A 20,114-nucleotide genomic window follows, 5' to 3' on the forward strand; every position below is an offset into this window, starting at 1 on the left:
TTCTCCAGGTTGAAGGACGTGTTCAACGGCCGTACGTGAGCTGTCGACGGACGTGTTCAACGGCCGTACGTGAGCTGTCGAAGGCCCGATTCGGACTTGTTCGGAGGACGTGACAACATGCCGTCATGTCCTCCGCGCTGACCGGTCTCTTCCGTCATCCGATCGTGCAGGCCCCCATGGCGGGCGGTGTCTCCGTGCCGCGGCTCGCCGCCGCCGTGTCCGAGGCGGGCGGGCTCGGATTCCTCGCGGCCGGGTACAAGACGGCCGACGGTTTGTACCAGGAGATCAAGCAGCTGCGCGGGCTGACCGCGCTGCCCTTCGGGGTCAACCTGTTCATGCCGCAACCCGAGTACGCCGACCCGGCGGCCGTCGACGTCTACGCCCATCAGCTCGCCGGCGAGGCCACCTGGTACGAGACCGAGCTCGGCGACCCCGACAGCGGCCGTGACGACGGGTACGACGCCAAACTCGCCGTACTCCTCGACAACCCCGTGCCGGCGGCCTCCTTCCACTTCGGGATCCCGAGCAGTGAGGTCCTGGAGTCGCTGCGCCGTGCCGGCACCTTCACCCTCGTCACCGCGACCACCCCCGAAGAGGCCCTCGCCGTGCAGTACGCGGGCGCCGACGCGGTCATCGCGCAGGGCGTGGAGGCCGGCGGTCACCAGGGCACCCACCGGGACCTCCCCGAGCAGGACGGCTCCGGCCTCGGACTCCTCTCGCTCGTCGCCCAGATCCGGGAGACGGTGACCATCCCGATCGTCGCCGCCGGCGGCATCATGCGCGGCAGCCAGATCGCCGCCGTCCTCGCCGCGGGCGCGAGCGCGGCCCAGCTCGGCACGGCGTTCCTCGCCACGCACGAGTCGGGCGCCCACGACGTGCACAAGCAGGCGCTGACCAACCCCCTCTACGTCCGCACCGAGTTGACCCGCGCCTTCTCCGGCAGACCGGCTCGTGGCCTGGTCAACCGCTTCCTGCGCGAGCACGGACCGTACGCGCCGGCCGCCTATCCCGAGGTCCACCACCTCACCGCCCCGCTCAGGAAGGCCGCCGCCAAGGCCAAGGACGCCCAGGGCATGGCGCTGTGGGCGGGCCAGGGGCACCGGATGGCACGCGAGCTGCCCGCGGGACAGCTGGTGGAGATACTCGCCGCCGAATTCGACGCCGCCAGGACAGCGTTGTCAGGGACGGGGGACGCGCGATGACCGCACCGGTGTTCGTGGTCGAGCACTTCGACGCGGACGGCGGCGGACGCTACGTCCTCGACGGCCCCGAAGGCCGCCACGCCGTCTCCGTGAAGCGGCTCCAGCCCGGCGAGGACGTCATCCTCACCGACGGGGCCGGGCGCTGGGCCGACTGCGTGGTGCTCGGCACCGAGGGCAAGGACCGGCTGATCGTCCAGCTGGACTCGGTGGCCGAGGAACCCAGGCCACAGCCCCGCATCACCGTCGTCCAGGCCCTCCCCAAGGGCGACCGCGGTGAACTCGCCGTCGAGACCATGACCGAGGTCGGCGTCGACGCCGTCGTGCCCTGGCAGGCGGCCCGCTGCATCACCCAGTGGAAGGGCGACCGGGGCCTTAAGGCGCTCGCCAAGTGGCGGGCCACCGCCCGCGAGGCCGGCAAGCAGTCCCGCCGGGTCCGCTTCCCGGAGGTCGCGGACGCGGCGACGACCAGACAGGTTGCCGCACTTCTCGCCAAAGCCGACTTCGCCGCCGTGCTCCACTCCGACTTCGACCGCGGCAGCGAGCCGCTGGCCACCGCCGAACTCCCCGACGAGGGCGAGATCGTGCTGGTGGTCGGTCCCGAAGGAGGCGTCGCCAAGGACGAGTTGGCGCTCTTCGAGGAGGCCGGTGCGCGCGCCTACGTCCTCGGGCCCACCGTGCTGCGTACCTCGACCGCCGGAACCGCGGCGACCGCTTTGCTCCTCGGCCGCACCGGCCGCTGGTCCTGACCCCTGGAAGGACGGCTGTGGAACTCGCTCAAGTACGCCTGCTCGTCACCGACTTCGCCGCCTGCTACCGCTTCTACGCCGAGGTCCTCGGCCTCAAGCCCCAGTCGGGGGCGACGGGCGGGCCGTACGAGAAGTTCAGCCCCGCCACCGGCTCGGCGGGCATCGCCCTGCAGGACCGGTCGATGATGGCGGCGGTCCTCGGCGAACTGGGCGACACGGCCACCGGCCACCGCTCCCTGGTCGTGCTCCGCGTCGACGACCTGGACACCTACTGCGATCAGATCGCGTCCCGCGGTGCCACCCTCCTGCACGGCCCGTCCCCGATGACGGACCGCATGCGCGTCGCCCACCTCAAGGACCCGGAGGGAAACCTGGTGGAGCTGCAGCAGTGGCTGCTGCTGCGCGCCTGAGCACCGCGTCGAACAGGTCCCAGCCGTCCAACTCGGCCGCACCGGGCAGGAGTCCGCGGTCCGTCGCCTCGTCGACGAGACGGCGTACGGTACCGGGCTCGTTCAGATAGAGCGCCCTGCCGGGGCCCGTCGCCACAAAGCCGTCGTGCGCGTAGCAGCAGGAGATGCCCCGGCCCTCGCCTTCCCGGAAGACGATCCGGGTGCGGACCCCGTCGAGGACCAGGTGGAGCACATCGCGGCAGACGTCGCCGTCCCGGTGCTTGTGCCGGAGGCTCCACCTGTAGGTTCGGTCGCCCACGACGAGCCTTCTCACCGCACCGTCTTTGCGCATCCGCCCACCGTAGCCCGACCGGCGCACAGGTGGCCGTATGCGCCCTACCGTCGTGGGCGGGACAGTGGCAGGCTGCCCTCCATGGTGGCGTTGAGACGGAACTGGCGTCGGCCGCGCGGGGTGCGAGTAGCGGGTGTGATGGGGGTTGCCGTGCTGGCCGTGGGCGGGGTCGCCGCGTGTGATCCGACCGGCGCGGTCAGTTCCGCGACCGTGTCGTACACCACCGACCAGCTGGTCACCAAGGAGCTGAACCGGCAGAAGGCCGACGTGAGTTGGCTGACCTGCACGGCCTCGTACGACAACGGCGACCGGACACCGAGCTCAAGCGTGAACACCGTCGCCACCGTCGACTGCGACGGGAAGACACGGGACGGCAAGGACATCACCGTCAAGGGCAAGGTGACCCGGACCGTCAGCGGCGCGTGTGTGCGCGGGGACCTCACCGCCACCGTCGGTGGCAAACAGTGGTTCCACGTGGAGGGGCTCGGCGACTGCAACGCCACGCCCACCCCGCCGGTCAACAACCCGCGACAGCCCGGACCGACCGTCACCGTGACCGTCACGAAGACGATCTGGTGCCAGAACGACCCGCAGTGCTGGCCCGACGGCAAGTGATCGAAACCTCTGTGCACGGGGACCGCCCGTGCATAGGGTGATCGGGTGACACAGCCTGCGACGTCTGCATATCTCCGGTTTCCGCACCTGCAGGGCGAGTTGGTGGCCTTCACCGCCGAGGACGACGTGTGGCTCGCGCCGCTCGACGGCGGGCGCGCCTGGCGGGTCAGCGCGGACAACGTGCCGGTCACCCACCCCCGTATCTCGCCCGACGGCACCACCGTCGCCTGGACCTCCGCCCGCGACGGCGCCCCCGAGGTGCACATCGCCCCGGTCGACGGCGGACCGTCCCGGAGGCTGACCCACTGGGGCAGTGCACGCACCCAGGTGCGCGGCTGGACCCCGGACGGCGAGGTCCTCGCGATCACCACCCACGGCCAGGCCAGCCTGCGCCGCAGCTGGGCGCACACCGTCCCGCTCGACGGCGGCCCCGGCACCACCCTGCCCTACGGTCCCGTCGGCCAGGTCGCGTACGGACCGGCGACCGTGATCCTCTCCGCGCCCATGGGCCGGGAGGCGGCCTGGTGGAAGCGGTACCGCGGCGGTACCGCGGGCAAGCTGTGGATCGATCCCGAGGGCGACGGCGAGTTCGTACGGCTGCATGAGGAGTTGGACGGAAACCTGGAGTACCCCGTGTGGGCGGGCGACCGGATCGCCTTCCTCTCGGACCACGAGGGCACCGGGGCCCTCTACTCCTCCCTCGCCGACGGCTCCGACCTGCGACGGCACACGCCCCTCGACGGTTACTACGCCCGGCACGCCGCAGGCGACGGCACCCGGGTCGTCCACACCTCCGCCGGTGAGCTGTGGATCCTCGACGACCTCGACGGCGCCGAACCGCGCCGCCTGGAGGTCCGGCTCGGCGGACAGCGTGCCGACCGGCAGCCGTTCCCGGTGGACGCCTCCCGCTGGTTCGGCTCGGCCGCACCCGACCACACCGCGCGCGGCAGCGCGGTCGCGGTGCGCGGTGCCGTCCACTGGGTCACCCACCGCTCGGGCCCGGCCCGTGCCCTCGCCGCCGAACCCGGAGTCAGGGCCCGGCTGCCGCGCACCTTCCGCACGGAGGGCGAGGAGTGGGTGGTGTGGGTGACGGACGCGGAGGGCGACGACGCCCTGGAGTTCGCGCCCGCCACCGGTCTCGCCCCCGGCGCCACCCCGCGCCGCCTCGCCGCGGGACAGCTCGGCCGCGTCCTGGGTCTCGCCATGGCCCCCGACGGCAGCCGGGCCGCGGTCGCCGCGCACGACGGCCGCGTGCTGCTCGTCGAGCGGGAGACCGGCGAGGTCCGCGAGGTCGACCGCAGCGAGGACGGCGACGTACGGGGGCTGACCTTCTCGCCCGACTCGGCCTGGCTCGCCTGGTCGCACCCCGGCCCCGCACCGCTCTGCCAGCTCCGCCTCGCCAACACCACCGACCTGTCGGTCACCGAGGCCACCCCGCTGCGCTTCCAGGACTACGCCCCCGCCTTCACCCTCGACGGCAAGCACCTGGCCTTCCTGTCCAACCGCTCCTTCGACCCGGTCTACGACGAGCACGTCTTCGACCTCGCCTTCGTGGTCGGCGACCGCCCGCACCTGATCACCCTGGCCGCGACCACCCCGTCGCCGTTCGGCCCGCAGCGCCACGGCCGCCCCTTCGAGGCCCCCGACAAGGACGAGACCCCCGACAGCGAGGGCACCCCGGCCACCCGTATCGACCTCGAGGGCCTCGCCGACCGGATCGTGCCCTTCCCGGTGGAGGCCGGCCGCTACTCCAACCTGCGCGCGGCCAAGGACGGCGTGCTGTGGCTGCGCCACCCCGTCCAGGGCGTCCTCGGCTCCTCCCGGGCCACCCCGGACGACCCGGACCCCAAGACCGACCTCCAGCGCTACGACCTCGCCCAGCAGCGACTCGAGCACCTCGCCGCCGACGCCGACCACTTCGCCGTCAGCGGCGACGGCAAGCGGGTCCTGCTGTGGACCGACGGCCGTCTGAAGGTCGTACCGAGCGACCGCCGTGCCTCGAGCGACGACGACAGCGACACGAACATCGGCGTCGACCTCGGCCGTATCCGCCAGACCGTCGACCCGTCGGCCGAGTGGCGCCAGATGTACGCGGAGACCGGCCGCATCATGCGCGACCACTTCTGGCGTCCGGACATGAGCGGTGTCGACTGGGACGGCGTGCTCGACCGCTACCGCCCCGTCCTGGACCGGCTGGCCACCCACGACGACCTCGTCGACCTCCTCTGGGAGGTGCACGGCGAACTCGGCACCTCCCACGCCTACGTCACCCCCCGCGGCGGCCACGGCCACGGCCCCCGCCAGGGCCTGCTCGGCGCCGACATCTCCCGCCACGAGGACGGCCCCCAGGGGGCGGCACAGTGGCGCATCGACCGCATCCTGCCGACCGAGACCTCCGACCCCGACGCCCGCTCCCCGCTCGCCGCACCCGGCGTCGCGGTCCGCGCCGGGGACGCGATCGTCGCGGTCGGCGGCCACCCGGTCGACCCGGTCACGGGCCCCGGCCCGCTCCTGGTCGGCACGGCGGGCAAACCGACCGAGCTCACCATCTCCCCGTCCGGCGGCGGCGAGCTGCGCCACGCGGTCGTCGTACCCATCGCCGACGAGGAACCCCTGCGCTACCACGCCTGGGTCGCCGACCGCCGCGCCTACGTCCACGAGAAGTCCGGCGGCCGGCTGGGGTACTTGCACGTCCCGGACATGCAGGCCCCGGGCTGGGCCCAGATCCACCGCGACCTGCGGGTCGAGGTGGCCCGCGAGGGGCTCGTGGTCGACGTCCGGGAGAACCGCGGCGGCCACACCTCCCAGCTGGTCGTCGAGAAGCTGGCCCGCCGGATCGTCGGCTGGGCGCTGCCGCGCGGAATGCGCGCCTACAGCTATCCGAGGGACGCGCCGCGCGGTCCTGTCGTGGCGGTGGCGAACGAGTTCTCGGGATCCGACGGCGACATCGTCAACGCGGCGATCAAGGCGCTGGGCATCGGCCCGGTGGTGGGAACGCGCACCTGGGGCGGTGTCATCGGCATCGACAGCCGCTACCGCCTCGTCGACGGCACGCTGATCACCCAGCCGAAGTACGCGTTCTGGCTGGAGGGTTACGAGTGGGGCGTGGAGAACCACGGGGTGGACCCGGACGTGGAGGTCGTGCAGAGGCCGCAGGACTACGCGGCGGGCCGGGACGCGCAGCTGGACGAGGCGGTGCGGATCGCCCTGGAGGCTCTGGAGAGCAGTCCTGCCAAGATTCCGCCCACTCTGCCTGACTAAGATGCCCCCGAGATCCGAGGCGAAAGGAACACCATGCCAGGGGAACCCCAGGGCGACTGCCTGTTCTGCAAGATCGTCGAAGGCCACATCCCGGCGACGATCATCCGGGAGACGGACACCACGGTCGCCTTCCGGGACATCAACCCCCAGGCTCCCACCCACGTCCTGGTGATCCCCAAGGCCCACTACGAGACCGCCGCGGTGCTCGCCGCCGCCGCGCCCGAGCTCGCCGCCGACGTCCTCCGCGAGACCCAGGCCGTCGCCGACGACGAGAAGCTGGAGAGCTACCGCACCGTCTTCAACACCGGCAGCGGCGCCGGCCAGACCGTCTGGCACGCCCACGCCCACGTGATCGGCGGCCGCGGCCTGCACTGGCCGCCCGGATAACCCACCGTGTCCGTACGTGAACTGGTCGTCCTCGGCACCGCCAGCCAGGTCCCCACAAGGCATCGCAACCACAACGGCTACCTGCTGCGGTGGGACGGCGAGGGCATCCTCTTCGACCCCGGCGAGGGCACCCAGCGTCAGATGCTGCGCGCCGGGGTCGCCGCCCACGACCTCAACCGGATCTGTGTCACCCACTTCCACGGCGACCACTCCCTCGGCCTCGCGGGCGTGATCCAGCGCATCAACCTCGACCGGGTCCCGCACGAGGTCACCGCCCACTACCCGAAGTCGGGACAGCGCTTCTTCGACCGGCTGCGGTACGCGACGGCGTACCGGGAGACGGTCCGGCTCACCGAGGCACCGGTCGCCGAGGACGGGGTCATCGCGCGGACCGGCGGCTACACCCTCCAGGCCCGCAAGCTCTCCCATCCCGTCGAGTCCTACGGCTACCGCCTCACGGAGGCCGACGGCCGCCGCATGCTCCCCGAGCGCCTCGCCGCGCACGGCATCAAGGGGCCCGACGTCGGACGAATCCAGCGGGAGGGCTCTCTGAACGGCGTCTCCCTCGACGACGTCAGCGAGGTCCGCCGCGGTCAGCGGTTCGCGTTCGTCATGGACACCCGCCTCTGCGACGGCGTCCACGCCCTCGCGGACGGCTGCGACCTGCTCGTCATCGAGTCGACGTTCCTCGACGAGGACGAGCAACTCGCCGTGGAGCACGGCCACCTGACCGCCGGTCAGGCCGCGAGGGCCGCCCGCGACGCCGGCGTACGGCATCTCGTGCTCACGCACTTCAGTCAGCGGTACTCCGAACCGGAGGAGTTCGAGCGGCAGGCACGGGCGGCCGGCTACGAGGGCGAGCTGACCGTGGCCCACGACCTCCTGCGGGTACCGGTTCCGAAACGGCGATAAAGCAGCCGTACGATGCTTTGATGTCCCTCCCCAAAGCTGAACTGCACCTGCACATCGAAGGCACCCTGGAGCCGGAGCTGGCTTTCGAGCTGGCCGCGCGCAACGGCGTCGAGCTGCCGTACGCCGACACGGACACGCTCCGCAAGGCGTACCGGTTCGAGGACCTCCAGTCCTTTCTGAACCTGTACTACGAGCTCATGGCCGTGCTGCGCACCGAGCGGGACTTCGAGGACCTGGCGAACGCCTATCTCGCCCGGGCCGCCGCGCAGGGGGTGCGGCACGCGGAGATCTTCTTCGACCCGCAGGCGCACATCGCGCGGGGCGTGGAGATGGGGACGGTCGTCGAGGGGCTGTGGCGGGCGCTGGCCCACAGCGAGGCCGTGCACGGTGTGTCCACGCAGCTGATCATGTGCTTCCTGCGTGACGAGTCCGCGCGGTCCGCTCTCGAGACCCTCGAGGCCGCCACGCCGTATCTCGACCGGATCGTCGGTGTGGGCCTCGACTCCGCCGAGGTGGGGCATCCTCCGGTGAAGTTCCGCGAGGTGTACGAGGCCGCGGCGGCGCTGGGGCTGCGGCGGGTGGCGCACGCCGGGGAGGAGGGGCCGCCGGAGTACATCGTCGAGGCGCTGGACGTGCTCGGGGTGGAGCGGATCGACCACGGTCTGCGGTGCATGGAGTCTCCGGAGCTGGTCGCGCGGCTGGTGCGGGACCGGGTTCCGCTGACCTTGTGTCCGCTGTCCAACGTGCGGCTCCGTACGGTCGACGTGCTCGCCGACCATCCGTTGCCGGCGATGCTGGACGCCGGGTTGCTCTGCACGGTGAACTCCGACGACCCGGCGTACTTCGGGGGGTATGCGGGGGACAACTTCGACGCGGTGCGCTCGGCGCTGGGCCTGGGCGAGGAACGGTTGCGGGAGCTGGCCCGCAACTCCTTCCTCGCGTCCTTCCTGGAGCACGATGAGGAGTTGCGGGCTCGGTATCTTGCGGAAGTTGATACGTACGAGTTCTGAGGTGCTTTGCCGGGTGCGGGCCGGTGGGGGCTGGTCGCGCCCACGCGGCGGAGCCGCATATTGACACAGCCCCGCGCCCCTGACGGGGCGCCTTACGCCGCCGTCGCCTTGTCGTAGGCCTGGGTCTCCACCTGGATCTTCACCACCGGCAGCGTGCGCCTGCCCGCGCCCATCGCCACCGCCGTCATCGGTACGGCCAGCAGCAGCAGGCCCGCTGCCATGACCGTGCCCATCACGGGGAAGCCGGCCTCAGATGCGAGCAGGCTTCCCGTCAGGGGACCCGCTGCCGTGCCCAATGACGACGCCGAGCCGACCAGGACCGCCCAGCGGCCGCGGGGGTCCAGGGAGGCGGCCAGGCCGATGACGTACGACAGGACGATCGGGTAGAGCGTGTTCCACGCGATCTCGCCGGACGCGAAGGACGTCAGGTCGGTCGCCGAGGCGCTGAGGGTGATGCAGGCGGCGATGAGGACGGTGCCGCCGCCGATGGGGAGCGCGCGGCCGAGGCGTGGGCCCAGGGCGCCCGCGCCGACGACGCCCAGCAGGCCCGCGCCGAGGGCGATCGCGAAGACCGCGCCGACCGTCGCCTCGGAGAGGTGGGCCTGGGTGAGGCCGATGCGGCCGCTGACGCCCCAGAGGGCGTTCTGGGCGAGGGACCAGCAGAGCAGGGTGCCGGCGAGGAGGAGGCCGGCCCGACGGTGGGGGAGCGTGGCGCGCGTCTCCCGGCTTCGAGTGGGGGCCGTGGCGAGGGGGAGACGGCCCGTCAGGGGCCAGACCGCCAGCGCGGTGAGGGCGATCGCGGCCAACGGCTGGCCGTGCCCCGCGCCCAGGTGGGGGACGGTCAGATAGACGGCGCCCGCGAGTGCGGAGACACCGAGGAGGCCGACCGTGGTGGTGCGGTGCGGGTCCGGCTGGGCGGCGATGCCGGTGGCGGCCACCGCCGTCGACGTACCGGATCCGAAGCCGCCGATCAGCGCGCCCACGACGACGGCCGGGACGGCGTGGGCGAGGGCGGCGCCGCCGTAGCCGAGGACGGCGAGGGTGAGGCCGATGCGGGCGAGGGTGCGGGGGCCGACGCGTTCGACGCGGGAGGCGAGCAGGAAGCCTGCCGCCGCCGAACTCAGCAGCAGTGCGCTGCCGACGGCACCCGCCTCGGTGGCGGTGAGCGGAAGCCCCGAGTCGAGTCTGCCGACGGTGGTCGGGAGGAGGTAGGGGGCGAGGTACCCGGCCGTGAAAAGGGCAACGAGGGGCCAGGGCAGGGTGGTGCGGGCGGACACGGGCGTTCCCAGGGCATGCGAAAGAAGCGGCTCGAAAAGGGGGTGGGCGCAGGCCGTCGACGGACAGGAACGCGCGAAGAATTTGTATCAAGCACGCGGTTGCGGAAGAAGCCCAGGTGGCGTGATGTGGCTCACGTTTCGTTTGGGGTGAGGGAAGCCGGGTACACGAGCGCGCTCCAGTGCCCGTCTAACGCCAACTGGGGGCGCCGCCCGCGCCCGGTGCCGTCGCCTCGATCTTGCCTCTGATCTCGCGCATCACCGCGATGATCTGCTGCTCGTGTTCCGGCGTCAGACGGGCGACCGGGACCGAGCAGCTGATGGCGTCCTGCGCGGGGGAGTCGTAGCGCAGACAGAACCCGAAGCCGACGATGCCGGGGACGCCCTCCTCGCGGTCGATCGAGTAGCCGCGTGCGCGGACCTCGGCGAGGTCGGCCAGCAGGGACTCGCGGGTGGTGTGGGAGTTCGGGGTGAGTGCCTCGTACGGACCCTCGGGGAGCCTCTCGTCGGGCCACTCGGCCAGCAGCGCCTTGCCCAGCGCGCCGACGTGCGCGGGCAGGCGGCGGCCCACCCTGCTGATCGTCCGCAGGTATTCGTGCGACTCACGCGTCGCCAGATACGCCACGTCCAGGCCGTCGAGCCGGCCCATGTGGATCGTCTCGCCCAGCGCCTGGGACGCCTCGTCGAGATACGGCCGTACGACCCGGACACGCGGGTCGGAGTCCAGATAGCTGGTGCCGGTGAGCAGGGCGTGGATACCGATGCCGTAGAGCGAGCCGGTGATGTCGGTGCGGACCCAGCCGCGCGAGATCAGGGTCTGGAGCAGCGCGTACATCGAACTGCGCGGCACCTCCAGCGCGTCCGCGAGCTCCTGGAGCCGTGCCGGGCGGTCGCCGCGTGCGGCCAGCAGTTCGAGGAGCTCGACCGTGCGGGCCGCCGACTTCACCTCGCGGACGCCACCTGTCTCTGACATGCGCCGATGGTAATCGGCCCGCCCGACCGCCCGCCGACCCATTGACGAGTGGGATTCGCCTATCTAATCTTCATCTCCATACGTAGATATCGTCTACATGGGGAGATGAGTGAGGGTGGCCCTCGACCCGGACACGGCCCGACGACTGCGGGACGGCATGGCACGCGGTGTGCTGTCGTTCCCGCTCACGAGCTTCCACGACGACGGCACCCTCGACCCGGACGGCTTCCGCGCCCATGTCGCCGCCCAGATCGCCACCGGCCCCGGCGCGCTCTTCCCGGCCTGTGGCACGGGTGAGTTCTTCTCGCTGGACGAGGGCGAGTACCGGCAGGTCGTCACCATCGCCGTCGAGGAGGCCGGCGGCCGGCTGCCCGTCGTCGCCGGAACGGGCTACGGCTGGGCGCAGGCCGTTCGTTTCGCCCGGATCGCCGAGGAGGCGGGAGCGGACGCGCTGCTGGTCCTCCCGCACTACCTGGTCGCCGCCCCGCAGGACGGGCTGGTCGCGCAGCTGGAGCAGATCGCGGCGCGGACGCGGCTGCCGCTCATCGCCTACCAGCGCGGTCAGGTCGCCTTCGGCGTGGACGCGCTCAGGCGGCTCGCCGAGATCCCCGGTGTCATCGGGCTCAAGGACGGACACAGCGACCTCGACCGGCTCCAGCGCCTCACGCTCGCCGCCCCCGAAGGCTTCCTGTTCTTCAACGGCGCCTCCACCGCCGAGATCCAGGCCCGCGCCTACGCCACCGTCGGGGTCCCCGCCTACTCCTCGGCCGTGCACGCCTTCGCCCCCGAGATCGCGAACGCCTTCTTCACCGCCCTGCGCGACGGCGACGAGGGCGACGGCACGGTCGGGAAACTGCTGCGCGACTTCTACGTTCCGCTCGTCGAACTCCGCGACCGGGTGCCCGGATACGCCGTCTCGCTCGTGAAGGCGGCGGCCCGGCTGCGGGGACGCCCGGTCGGGCCCGTGCGCGCACCGCTCACCGATCCGTCGGCCGCCGACCTGGCGGACCTCGAGCGGCTGCTGGCCTCCGGACTCGACCTCGTTGGAGCCGACCTGTGAACCTCACCATCACCGACGTCCGCCTCACGCCGATCCTCGTCGCCGATCCGCCACTGCTGAACACGCAGGGCGTCCACCAGCCGTACACGCCCCGGCTGATCGTCGAGGTCGAGACCGCCGACGGGGTCACGGGCGTCGGGGAGACCTACGGCGACACCAAGTACCTGGAGCTGGCGAGGCCGTTCGCAGCCAAGCTGATCGGGCGTCAGGCAGGCGACCTGAACGGGCTGTTCACCGTCGCGGATCAGGTGGCCGTCGATTCCTCCCGGGTCTCCGGGCAGGTCGACGTCGGTGGGCTGCGAGGGGTGCAGACGGCCGACAAGCTGCGGTTGTCCGTGGTATCCGGGTTCGAGGTCGCCTGCCTCGACGCGCTGGGCAAGGCCCTCGGGCTGCCGGTGCACGCACTGCTCGGGGGCAAGGTCCGGGACGCGGTCGACTACAGCGCGTATCTGTTCTACAAGTGGGCCTCGCATCCCGAGGGCGTCGCCTCCGAGAAGGACGACTGGGGGGCGGCTGTCGACCCCGCCGGGGTGGTGGAGCAGGCCCGGTTGTTCACCGAGCGCTACGGCTTCACGTCCTTCAAGCTCAAGGGCGGGGTTTTCCCGCCCGACGAGGAGATCGCGGCCATCAGGGCGCTGGCCGAGGCGTTTCCCGGGCACCCGTTGCGGCTCGACCCCAACGGGGCCTGGAGCGTGTCGACTTCGCTGAGGGTGGCCGCGGAGCTCGGCGACGTTCTGGAGTACCTGGAGGATCCAGCGCTGGGGACGGCGGCCATGGCCGAGGTCTCCGCCGGGACCGATGTCCCGCTGGCCACCAACATGTGTGTGACGACCTTCGCGGAGATCAAGGAGGCGTTCGCCCGGGACGCGGTCCAGGTGGTGCTCTCGGATCACCACTACTGGGGCGGGTTGCGCAACACCCAGCAACTCGCCGCGATCTGCCGGACGTTCGGGGTGGGAGTGTCCATGCACTCCAACACGCATCTGGGGATCTCGTTGGCCGCGATGACGCATGTCGCGTCCACCGTGCCCGACCTTCACCACGCCTGTGACTCGCACTACCCGTGGCAGTCGGAGGACGTGCTCAGCGAGCGGCTGACGTTCGAGGGCGGGGCCGTGAAGGTCTCCGACGCGCCCGGCCTCGGCGTCGAACTCGACCGGGAGAAGGTGGAGTTCCTGCATCGGCGGTGGCTCGATGACGACGGTTCGCTGCGGGAGCGGGACGACGCCGCGGCCATGCGGGTCGCCGAGCCGGGGTGGGTCACGCCGGTGGTGCCCCGCTGGTAGCGCTTGAGGGGGATGTGTTCCGACATACGGTCCCTCTCCCGGCGTTCAGTGTTCCGCCGCCCCCGGGGCCCCTGGAACCCCCGTGGCCACACCCGGCGCGGCCCGGACGGCCCGCCCGGGACCTGCGACGGCCTGACGTAACGCGCGGGTCGCAGGTGAGCGCCGACGCGTTGTCGGCGGCGTGGTGCAGACTGGCCTGATCCGCACCACGTCCAGGGAGCGCACCGTGATCGCGTCCAACGCGTCCACCGGAAAGGGACCGTCGCACTTCGGAGGGACCGGGCACGGCCAGGCCCGGGTCGACCCTCTCGCAGCTCTGCGGGTACCCGACGATCCGCCCTGGGACGTCTATCTCACCGGCACCGTGTTCCTCGACATCATCTTCACCGGGCTCGACTCCGCCCCGGTGCGCGGGACCGAGTCCTGGGCACGCGGGATGGGGTCGAGCCCCGGCGGCGTGGCGAACATGGCCACCGCCCTGGCCCGGCTCGGGCTGCGCACCTCGCTGGCCGCGGCCTTCGGCGACGACCACTACGGCGAGTACTGCTGGGACGCCCTCGAGCAGGGCGAGGGCATCGACCTCTCCCCGTCCCGCACGGTCCCCGGCTGGCACTCCCCGGTCACCGTGTCGATGGCGTACGAGGGCGAGCGCACCATGGTCTCCCACGGCCACGAGCCGCCGCCGGAGGCCGTGCTCATCCAAGACGGCGAACCTGACTGCCCCCCACGCGCGCGGGCGGCGGTGGCGTCCCTCGAGCCGGGAAAACGGGCCCCCTGGATCGCTCAGGCGGCACACGAGGGCACCTGCATCTTCGCCGACGTCGGCTGGGACGAGACCGGGGCGTGGGACCTGGCGGGCCTCGCCGACCTCGAACACTGCGAGGCCTTCCTGCCGAACGCGCAGGAGGCGATGCGCTACACCGGTGCCACCTGTCCCCGGGAGGCCGCGCACGCGCTCACCGAACATGTGCCGCTCGCCGTGGTCACACTCGGCGCTGAGGGCGCGTACGCCGTGGACCGGCGTACCGGTGAGACCGCCGAGGTCCCGGCGATCGAGGTCGAGGCGCTCGATCCGACCGGCGCCGGGGACGTCTTCGTGGCCGGCTTCGTCACCGGCACCCTCGCGGGCTGGCCGCTGGCGGACCGCCTGGCCTTCGCCGGCCTGACCGCCGCGCTCTCCGTCCAGGAGTTCGGCGGCTCCCTGTCCGCGCCGGGCTGGTCCGAGATCGGCGCCTGGTGGCGCAAGGTCCAGTCCGTCGCCTCCCAGGACCCGACCGCCCTGCGGCGGTACGCCTTCCTGGCGGACCTGGTCCCGGAGGAGGAGGCCCCGGGCTGGCCACTGCGACGGGCGGTGCCGACGATCGGATTCGGCCGGTCGGCCTGAGGGCGGCGGGGGAGGGTGGACCGCCTCTCACGGTGGTCGGCGGACGTCGGCTGCCGGACGGTTCGCCGGAGGCTTGACCGGCGTGGCCGAGGCACTCGAGCCGACCCGCGGCGGTGCCGTCGCCGAGCAGGGGCCCGGTGTCAGACCGTGCTCAGCACCCGGGTGACCGGCGCGCGTGCCGCGCGCCTGGCGGGGAGCGCGCAGAATCCGCCCGCGAGCGCGACCGCCAGGGTGCCGCTGAGGAGCAGGACGGTAGCGGGGGGCGCTTGGGCGATGCCCGAGCCCATGCCGCTGGTGGCGCCCTGGAGGTTGATCAGCCAGTCCGATACGGCGACACCGAGGAGTTCGCCCGTCACGACGGCCGCGGCGGCCAGAAGGCCGGTGCTGGTGATGATGATGGCGGTGATCTGACGTGGTGTCAGCCCGATGGTGCGCAGCACCCCGATGTCCCGCGTGTGCTCCCGCAGGGACAGACTGGTGGTCGTGAACAACTCGGCGAGTCCGATGAGCACCAGCAGCGCGATGAGGCCCGCGGCGACCATGCGCACGGTGCCGAGCCCGTCCGCCGGATTGGCCACCGACTGCACCTCGACGCGTCCGTGGGACGCCCGCAGTATGCCCGCCTCCACGACGCCCGGGTCGGCCCCCGGGCGCAGGGCGAGGGCGTAGTACTGGGGTTCCGGCGGCCCGGTGGAGCCGTCGAGGGTGTCCAGCCCCACGGACAGCATCTCGCCGTTGTGGTCGGGCTCGATGCTGCGGCCGACGATGTGCAGGATGTGCGGGGTCCCCGCCGTCACGACGCGCACCCACTGGCCCACCCTGATGTGCATCAGATCGAGCGCTCCCTGCCCGGCCACTGCCTCGTCGGGCCCCTCGATGCCTCGCCCCTGTGCCACGGCGTAGGGGTAGGGGTGCGCGGAGGTCCCCAGGGCGCGCAGGGTGATGGTGGTGGTCTGTCCCGGTACAAGGGCCTGCAGTTCGATGCCGGGATAGGCGGCCGCCACGCCGGGCTGCGTGCCGAGCAGGCGGCGCGTCGAGGCGTCACCCGTGGCGCCGGGCCGTGCCGTCAGGGCGGCCGCGAGGCCCAGCCGCTGCGGATGTGCGCGGAAACCGTCGATGGTCGCCCAGCTTCCCAGGGCCACGGTGATCATGAGCATCGGGATCGTCAGTCGCGCGACGGTGATCCCGGCACGCAGCGGGCGGTGGAAGGCGGCACGGGCGCCCAGTACCAGAGCCGGGGGCAGCCGCAGCAGCAGCGCGAGGCGGGTCAGCCGGGACATGCGAGTCGCGTGGTGGTCGGGCCGCGTCGTCGGGTAGGGGGCGACGCGCCCGGCCCGCCAGGCGGGCAGCGCCGTGGCCAGCGCGATGGCGGCCACCGTACCCACGCCCGTGGCCGCGAGGGCGCCGGCGTGGGCGGGCTGGGCCTGCCACAGAGTGACGGCCTGCCCGACCGGGCCCGGGAGCAGCGGACCGAGCAGGCTCACCGCCAGCGTGCCCAGGCCCATGCCCGTGAGCGCGAGGGCCGTGTGCTCGACGAGCAGGGTGCGGACGACCTGGCCCGGAGTGAATCCGATCGCCTTCAGTACGGCGATGTCGCGCAGCTGGGCCAGGACGCGACCGCCCGCGGCGCCCGCCGTGGCCAGTGCGGTGGCCAGCAGAGCGACCAGTCCGAACACCGCGAGCATCGTGCCGAGCAGCCGGTTGTTCATGTCCATGGCGTCGCGGACCTGGTACCACGTGGACACCTGGGTGACCTGGCCGCTGCCGAGCGCGTCGACGGCCTGCTGAGCGGTGAAGTCGGTGGCTCCTGGATCGCTGAGCCGCAGGCCGATCGCCTGGTCCGTGGCGGCTGGATCGGGTTCGATCGCGGCCAGGGTGGCCGGTGTGACCCAGGCGAGGCCCGGTGTCCAGTCCGGGTAGGAGCCCTGGTCGGCCGAGTCGGCCACGCCGATGACCCGCAGGGTGTGCAAGGCGCCGTCGACCGTTCGTACGGTGACGGTGTCGCCGACGCCGGACCACGTCGAGCGCGCCAGGGAGCTCTCCAGGACGATGCCGTCGCCGACGGCCGGGTCGAGCCACCGGCCGGTCCGGACGACGGGGCGGGAGACCTCCGGGGTCGCCGGGCCCTCGGCACGCACTTCCAGGGGGATCTTGTCCGCGCTGCGCACCAGGGTCACCGGCGCGGTCCGGTAGGGCCCGGCGACCGCCGTGACGCCGCCCAGCCGGGCGAGCGGTGCGGTGTTCACCCCCGGGCCCACGTGGAGCCACACGTGGGCGCCCTGCGACTGGTTGAAGATCCGCTGCCAGGGGTTGGTGGCGCTGAGCAGGAGCGCGTTCGACAGGATGAGGGTGAGGGCGATCACCGCCGTCACCAGCACCATCAGCACGGCCTGCGCCCGGTGGGCGCGCAGATCCGCGAGCTGCCACCGGAGCGAAGCGCGCACGGGGTCAGTCCTTCAGCTGGAGGACGTCGGCCACGGAGCTTCGGCGGCTCGCGGGCAGGGACACCGCGGTGTCGCCCGCTATCGCGCCGTCGAACAGACTGATGACCCGGTCGGCGGCGCTGGCGACGCGGGCGTCATGCGTCACCAGGAGGATCGTGCGGCCCTGCTCGTGGACACGGGTGAGCAGCCGCAGTACGTCGCGGGTGTTGCGGCTGTCCAGGTTGCCGGTGGGCTCGTCGGCGAGCAGCAGGTCGGGGTCGTTGACCAGGGCTCGGGCCAGAGCGACCCGTTGCTGCTCGCCGCCCGACAGCTCGGCGGGGGTGCTGCGGGCCTTGGACTCGAGTCCGAGCTCGGCGAGCAGTTCCTCGCGGCGCGCGCGGGCCTGCCGGGGCGGGACGCCGACCAGCAGCGCGGGCAGCTCGACGTTGTCGGCGACGGTCATGTTCGAGATCAGGTTGAAGAACTGGAAGACGACGCCGATCGATCGCCGGCGGAGCATGGCCCAGCGCGCCTCGGACAGGCCGTCGACCCGTCGGCCGTCCAGCCAGATCTGACCGCCGTCGGGCCGGTCCAGACCGCCGAGCAGATGCAGCAGGGTCGACTTGCCGGCGCCCGAGGGCCCGCTGACGGCGACGAACTCCCCCCGCCGTACCTCCAGGTCCACGTGGTGGATCGCCGACGTGGCGGCGGCTCCCGTGCGGTGGACCTTGACCAGATCCTTGGCCCACACCATGGCGCTCGCCGGGGGCGTGGCCGGGGCAGTGGCCGGGGACGGCTCGGAGCGTCTCACTCCAATTCCTCCTGACACCGCTCGAGCCAGTCGAGATCGGCCTGCAGGTGCAGCATGGCGCCTTCGATGAGCAGTTGAGCGACTCTGTTGTCCCGGTCCTCGGCGGCAGCCAGCCGCGACAGACCGCGCATGAGGTTCAGATAGTGCCGGCGCTGCTCGTTGATCAGCGCCAGGCGGTCGGCCGCACCCGTGGCCGGGGCGAGGACGAGCTTCATGAAGAACTCGTCGCGGACCCGCGGCCCTTCGGTCGGCTCCGCGACCCACCGCACGAGCGCGTCACGGCCCGACTCGGTGATCTCGTAGACCCGCTTGTTCGGCCGGCTCGACTGACTGACGTCCTGACCCCTGATCAGTCCGTTTTGTTCGAGCCGCCCCAGTGTGACGTAGATTTGGCCGATGTTCGGCTGAGGGTACGCTGCGCCGAAGGTCTGTTCAAGGGCCAGCTTGAGCTCGTAGCCATGTGCGGGTTCCTTCGCGAGCAACGCCAGCAGGGAGAGCCGCACGATCCCGTCTCCTCCCCACTCGCCGATGCCCGGACCGGACCGGCGTCCGTCCGCTGATCTCGTCCCTAGTCTTCCACCGTGAGCGCCGGGTATACATAACCAGCAAGCAGCGGCTGCGGTGCTCTTTCCGCAAACGTGCCGTGGCTCTGCCCGAGAAGAGGAAGCGATGCGACGAGGCATGCGCTGGATCAGGGTCGTCTGCGCGGTGGCGGTCGGCGCACTGCTGCTCTCCGGGTGCGGCCTGGGCGCCACCCCCACCGACACCGCCGGCACCGAGGGTGTCGGCCCGGTGACGCTCGTCACGGGGCAGGATCTTACCGGCTATCTGCGGGGACGGCTCCAGGCATGGAACGCCGAGCACCCCGGCGAGAAGGCCACCCTGATCCAGCTGCCGTCGGCCGCCGACGACGTGCGCGCGCAGATGATCAGCAACCTCCAGGCCAAGAGCGACCGCTACGACGTGCTCAACCTGGACGTGGTGTGGACGGCCGAGTTCGCCGCATCGGGATGGATCACACCGCTGCCCGCCGGTCAGTTCCCGCTGGACAAGTTCCTCAAGCCCGTCGTGGGCACGGCCATGTACCAGGACAAGCTCTACGCGGTGCCGTACGTGACCAACGCCGGACTGCTGTATTACCGCAAGGACATCCTCGCCCGGGAGCACCTGGCGCCGCCGCGGACCTGGGCGGAGCTGCGCAGCATGGCCAAGACGGTCGCCCCCAGGTATGGGCTGAAGGGCTACGCCGGGCAGTTCAGCCCGTATGAGGGGCTCACCGTCAACTACGCGGAAGCCGTGCAGTCCGCCGGCGGACAGATCCTCACCGGCCGCAGGAGCCGGCCGGCCGTGGACTCACCGGCGGACCTGAAGGCCCTGCAGTTCCTGGTCGACGGGGTCAAGGAGGGCTGGATCCCGCAGGAGGCGCTGACCTTCGACGAGGAGGGCTCCCGCAAGGCCTTCCAGTCCGGGCGGTACCTCTTCATGCGGAACTGGCCGTACGCCTACGACCTGGCCGAGGCGAAGGGCTCCGAGGTGGCCGGCGACATCGGGGTCGAGGCACTGCCCGGCCCGGACGGTCCGGGAGCGGCGTCGCTCGGCGGTTCCAACCTCGCCGTCAGCAGCTACTCGCGGCACCAGAAGACCGCGCGCGAGCTCATCCAGTTCCTCACCAGCCTGGACAACGAGCGCCAGGTGCTGCTCAAGGGCTCGCTGCCACCGGTGTGGGCGCAGCTGTACACCGATCCCGCGCTGGTCAGACGGTTCCCCTATCTGCCGGTGCTGCGGCAGAGCATCCTGACCGCTCAGCCCCGCCCCGTCACGCCCGACTACGACCAGGTGAGCCTGGCCGTCGCGGCGACCGTGCACGACGCGATGGCGCTCCGGCAGTCGCCCCGGGCCGCGGCCGCACGCCTGCGGCAGGAGCTGTCCGCGATCGTCCGCAGTCCCTGAGGCAGCGCGGTTCCCCAGCGGCCGCTCCGCCCGGCGGCATGTCTTTCCCGTGGACGGAACGCGCCGCGTCGTGTGCCCG

18 protein-coding genes are annotated in these 20,114 nt (G+C 72.0%); 12 read left to right on the top strand and 6 right to left on the bottom strand.

Going from position 1 to position 20,114, the window contains the following annotated elements:
* Positions 1 to 125: 125 nt before the first annotated feature.
* The 3 genes from M2157_RS31785 to M2157_RS31795 are packed head-to-tail and all read left to right on the top strand — an operon-like array spanning position 126 to position 2,358.
* Positions 126 to 1,202 (top strand): nitronate monooxygenase, encoded by a 1,077-nt coding sequence (locus tag M2157_RS31785; protein WP_280857564.1) that lies wholly within the window; start codon positions 126 to 128, stop codon positions 1,200 to 1,202.
* Positions 1,199 to 1,948, top strand: a complete 750-nt coding sequence (locus tag M2157_RS31790) for a 16S rRNA (uracil(1498)-N(3))-methyltransferase (RefSeq protein ID WP_280857563.1) — start codon at positions 1,199 to 1,201, stop codon at positions 1,946 to 1,948. The genes M2157_RS31785 and M2157_RS31790 overlap by 4 nt, the downstream gene beginning before the upstream one ends.
* Positions 1,949 to 1,965: 17 nt before the next feature.
* Complete coding sequence (locus M2157_RS31795) at positions 1,966 to 2,358, top strand: VOC family protein (RefSeq protein WP_280857562.1); 393 nt, start codon at positions 1,966 to 1,968, stop codon at positions 2,356 to 2,358.
* Here M2157_RS31795 and M2157_RS31800 read toward each other — a convergent pair.
* Positions 2,300 to 2,689 (bottom strand): hypothetical protein, encoded by a 390-nt coding sequence (locus M2157_RS31800; protein WP_280857561.1) that lies wholly within the window; start codon positions 2,687 to 2,689, stop codon positions 2,300 to 2,302. The genes M2157_RS31795 and M2157_RS31800 overlap by 59 nt on opposite strands.
* A gap of 138 nt (positions 2,690 to 2,827) precedes the next feature.
* Between M2157_RS31800 and M2157_RS31805 the strand changes: the two genes are divergently transcribed.
* The 5 genes from M2157_RS31805 to M2157_RS31825 are packed head-to-tail and all read left to right on the top strand — an operon-like array spanning position 2,828 to position 8,874.
* On the top strand, positions 2,828 to 3,304 hold the full coding sequence (locus tag M2157_RS31805) for a hypothetical protein (protein WP_280857560.1): 477 nt from the start codon (positions 2,828 to 2,830) through the stop codon (positions 3,302 to 3,304).
* A gap of 45 nt (positions 3,305 to 3,349) precedes the next feature.
* Positions 3,350 to 6,565, top strand: coding sequence for a S41 family peptidase (locus M2157_RS31810; RefSeq protein ID WP_280866899.1), 3,216 nt, complete (start codon positions 3,350 to 3,352; stop codon positions 6,563 to 6,565).
* A gap of 33 nt (positions 6,566 to 6,598) precedes the next feature.
* Positions 6,599 to 6,952: a histidine triad nucleotide-binding protein gene (locus tag M2157_RS31815; RefSeq protein WP_280857558.1), complete on the top strand. Its 354-nt coding sequence runs from the start codon at positions 6,599 to 6,601 to the stop codon at positions 6,950 to 6,952.
* A gap of 6 nt (positions 6,953 to 6,958) precedes the next feature.
* Positions 6,959 to 7,864, top strand: coding sequence for a ribonuclease Z (locus M2157_RS31820; protein WP_280857557.1), 906 nt, complete (start codon positions 6,959 to 6,961; stop codon positions 7,862 to 7,864).
* A 20-nt stretch (positions 7,865 to 7,884) separates the two neighbouring features.
* A complete protein-coding gene (locus M2157_RS31825) occupies positions 7,885 to 8,874 on the top strand; it encodes an adenosine deaminase (protein WP_280866900.1) in 990 nt (329 codons plus the stop codon).
* A gap of 92 nt (positions 8,875 to 8,966) precedes the next feature.
* Here M2157_RS31825 and M2157_RS31830 read toward each other — a convergent pair whose 3' ends face one another.
* Positions 8,967 to 10,151: an MFS transporter gene (locus M2157_RS31830; RefSeq protein WP_280857555.1), complete on the bottom strand. Its 1,185-nt coding sequence runs from the start codon at positions 10,149 to 10,151 to the stop codon at positions 8,967 to 8,969.
* Between the two features lie 187 nt (positions 10,152 to 10,338).
* On the bottom strand, positions 10,339 to 11,121 hold the full coding sequence (locus M2157_RS31835) for an IclR family transcriptional regulator (protein WP_280857554.1): 783 nt from the start codon (positions 11,119 to 11,121) through the stop codon (positions 10,339 to 10,341).
* Between the two features lie 115 nt (positions 11,122 to 11,236).
* Between M2157_RS31835 and M2157_RS31840 the strand changes: the two genes are divergently transcribed.
* The 3 genes from M2157_RS31840 (at position 11,237) to M2157_RS31850 (ending at position 14,851) form a co-directional block, all read left to right on the top strand.
* On the top strand, positions 11,237 to 12,181 hold the full coding sequence (locus M2157_RS31840; protein ID WP_280857553.1) for a 5-dehydro-4-deoxyglucarate dehydratase: 945 nt from the start codon (positions 11,237 to 11,239) through the stop codon (positions 12,179 to 12,181).
* Positions 12,178 to 13,467 carry a glucarate dehydratase family protein gene (locus M2157_RS31845; protein ID WP_280866901.1) on the top strand — a complete coding sequence of 430 codons (1,290 nt, stop codon included), beginning with the start codon at positions 12,178 to 12,180 and terminating at the stop codon, positions 13,465 to 13,467. Before M2157_RS31840 ends, M2157_RS31845 begins: the two co-directional genes overlap by 4 nt.
* Before the next feature lie 226 nt (positions 13,468 to 13,693).
* Positions 13,694 to 14,851, top strand: a complete 1,158-nt coding sequence (locus M2157_RS31850) for a PfkB family carbohydrate kinase (RefSeq protein ID WP_280866902.1) — start codon at positions 13,694 to 13,696, stop codon at positions 14,849 to 14,851.
* Between the two features lie 140 nt (positions 14,852 to 14,991).
* Here M2157_RS31850 and M2157_RS31855 read toward each other — a convergent pair whose 3' ends face one another.
* Genes M2157_RS31855 through M2157_RS31865 form a run of 3 tightly spaced genes read right to left on the bottom strand, consistent with a single transcriptional unit; the run spans position 14,992 to position 18,588 of the window.
* Positions 14,992 to 17,295 (bottom strand): ABC transporter permease, encoded by a 2,304-nt coding sequence (locus M2157_RS31855; RefSeq protein ID WP_280866903.1) that lies wholly within the window; start codon positions 17,293 to 17,295, stop codon positions 14,992 to 14,994.
* Positions 17,296 to 17,299: 4 nt separating this feature from the next.
* Positions 17,300 to 18,028, bottom strand: coding sequence for an ABC transporter ATP-binding protein (locus M2157_RS31860; RefSeq protein ID WP_280859011.1), 729 nt, complete (start codon positions 18,026 to 18,028; stop codon positions 17,300 to 17,302).
* A 53-nt stretch (positions 18,029 to 18,081) separates the two neighbouring features.
* Positions 18,082 to 18,588 (bottom strand): PadR family transcriptional regulator, encoded by a 507-nt coding sequence (locus M2157_RS31865; protein WP_280857549.1) that lies wholly within the window; start codon positions 18,586 to 18,588, stop codon positions 18,082 to 18,084.
* A 166-nt stretch (positions 18,589 to 18,754) separates the two neighbouring features.
* Here M2157_RS31865 and M2157_RS31870 point away from each other — a divergent pair, with 166 nt between their 5' ends.
* Positions 18,755 to 20,035 carry an ABC transporter substrate-binding protein gene (locus M2157_RS31870; protein ID WP_280866904.1) on the top strand — a complete coding sequence of 427 codons (1,281 nt, stop codon included), beginning with the start codon at positions 18,755 to 18,757 and terminating at the stop codon, positions 20,033 to 20,035.
* The last annotated feature ends 79 nt before the right edge of the window (positions 20,036 to 20,114 follow it).

This window comes from Streptomyces sp. SAI-127 (assembly GCF_029894425.1).
GTDB lineage: Bacteria > Actinomycetota > Actinomycetes > Streptomycetales > Streptomycetaceae > Streptomyces.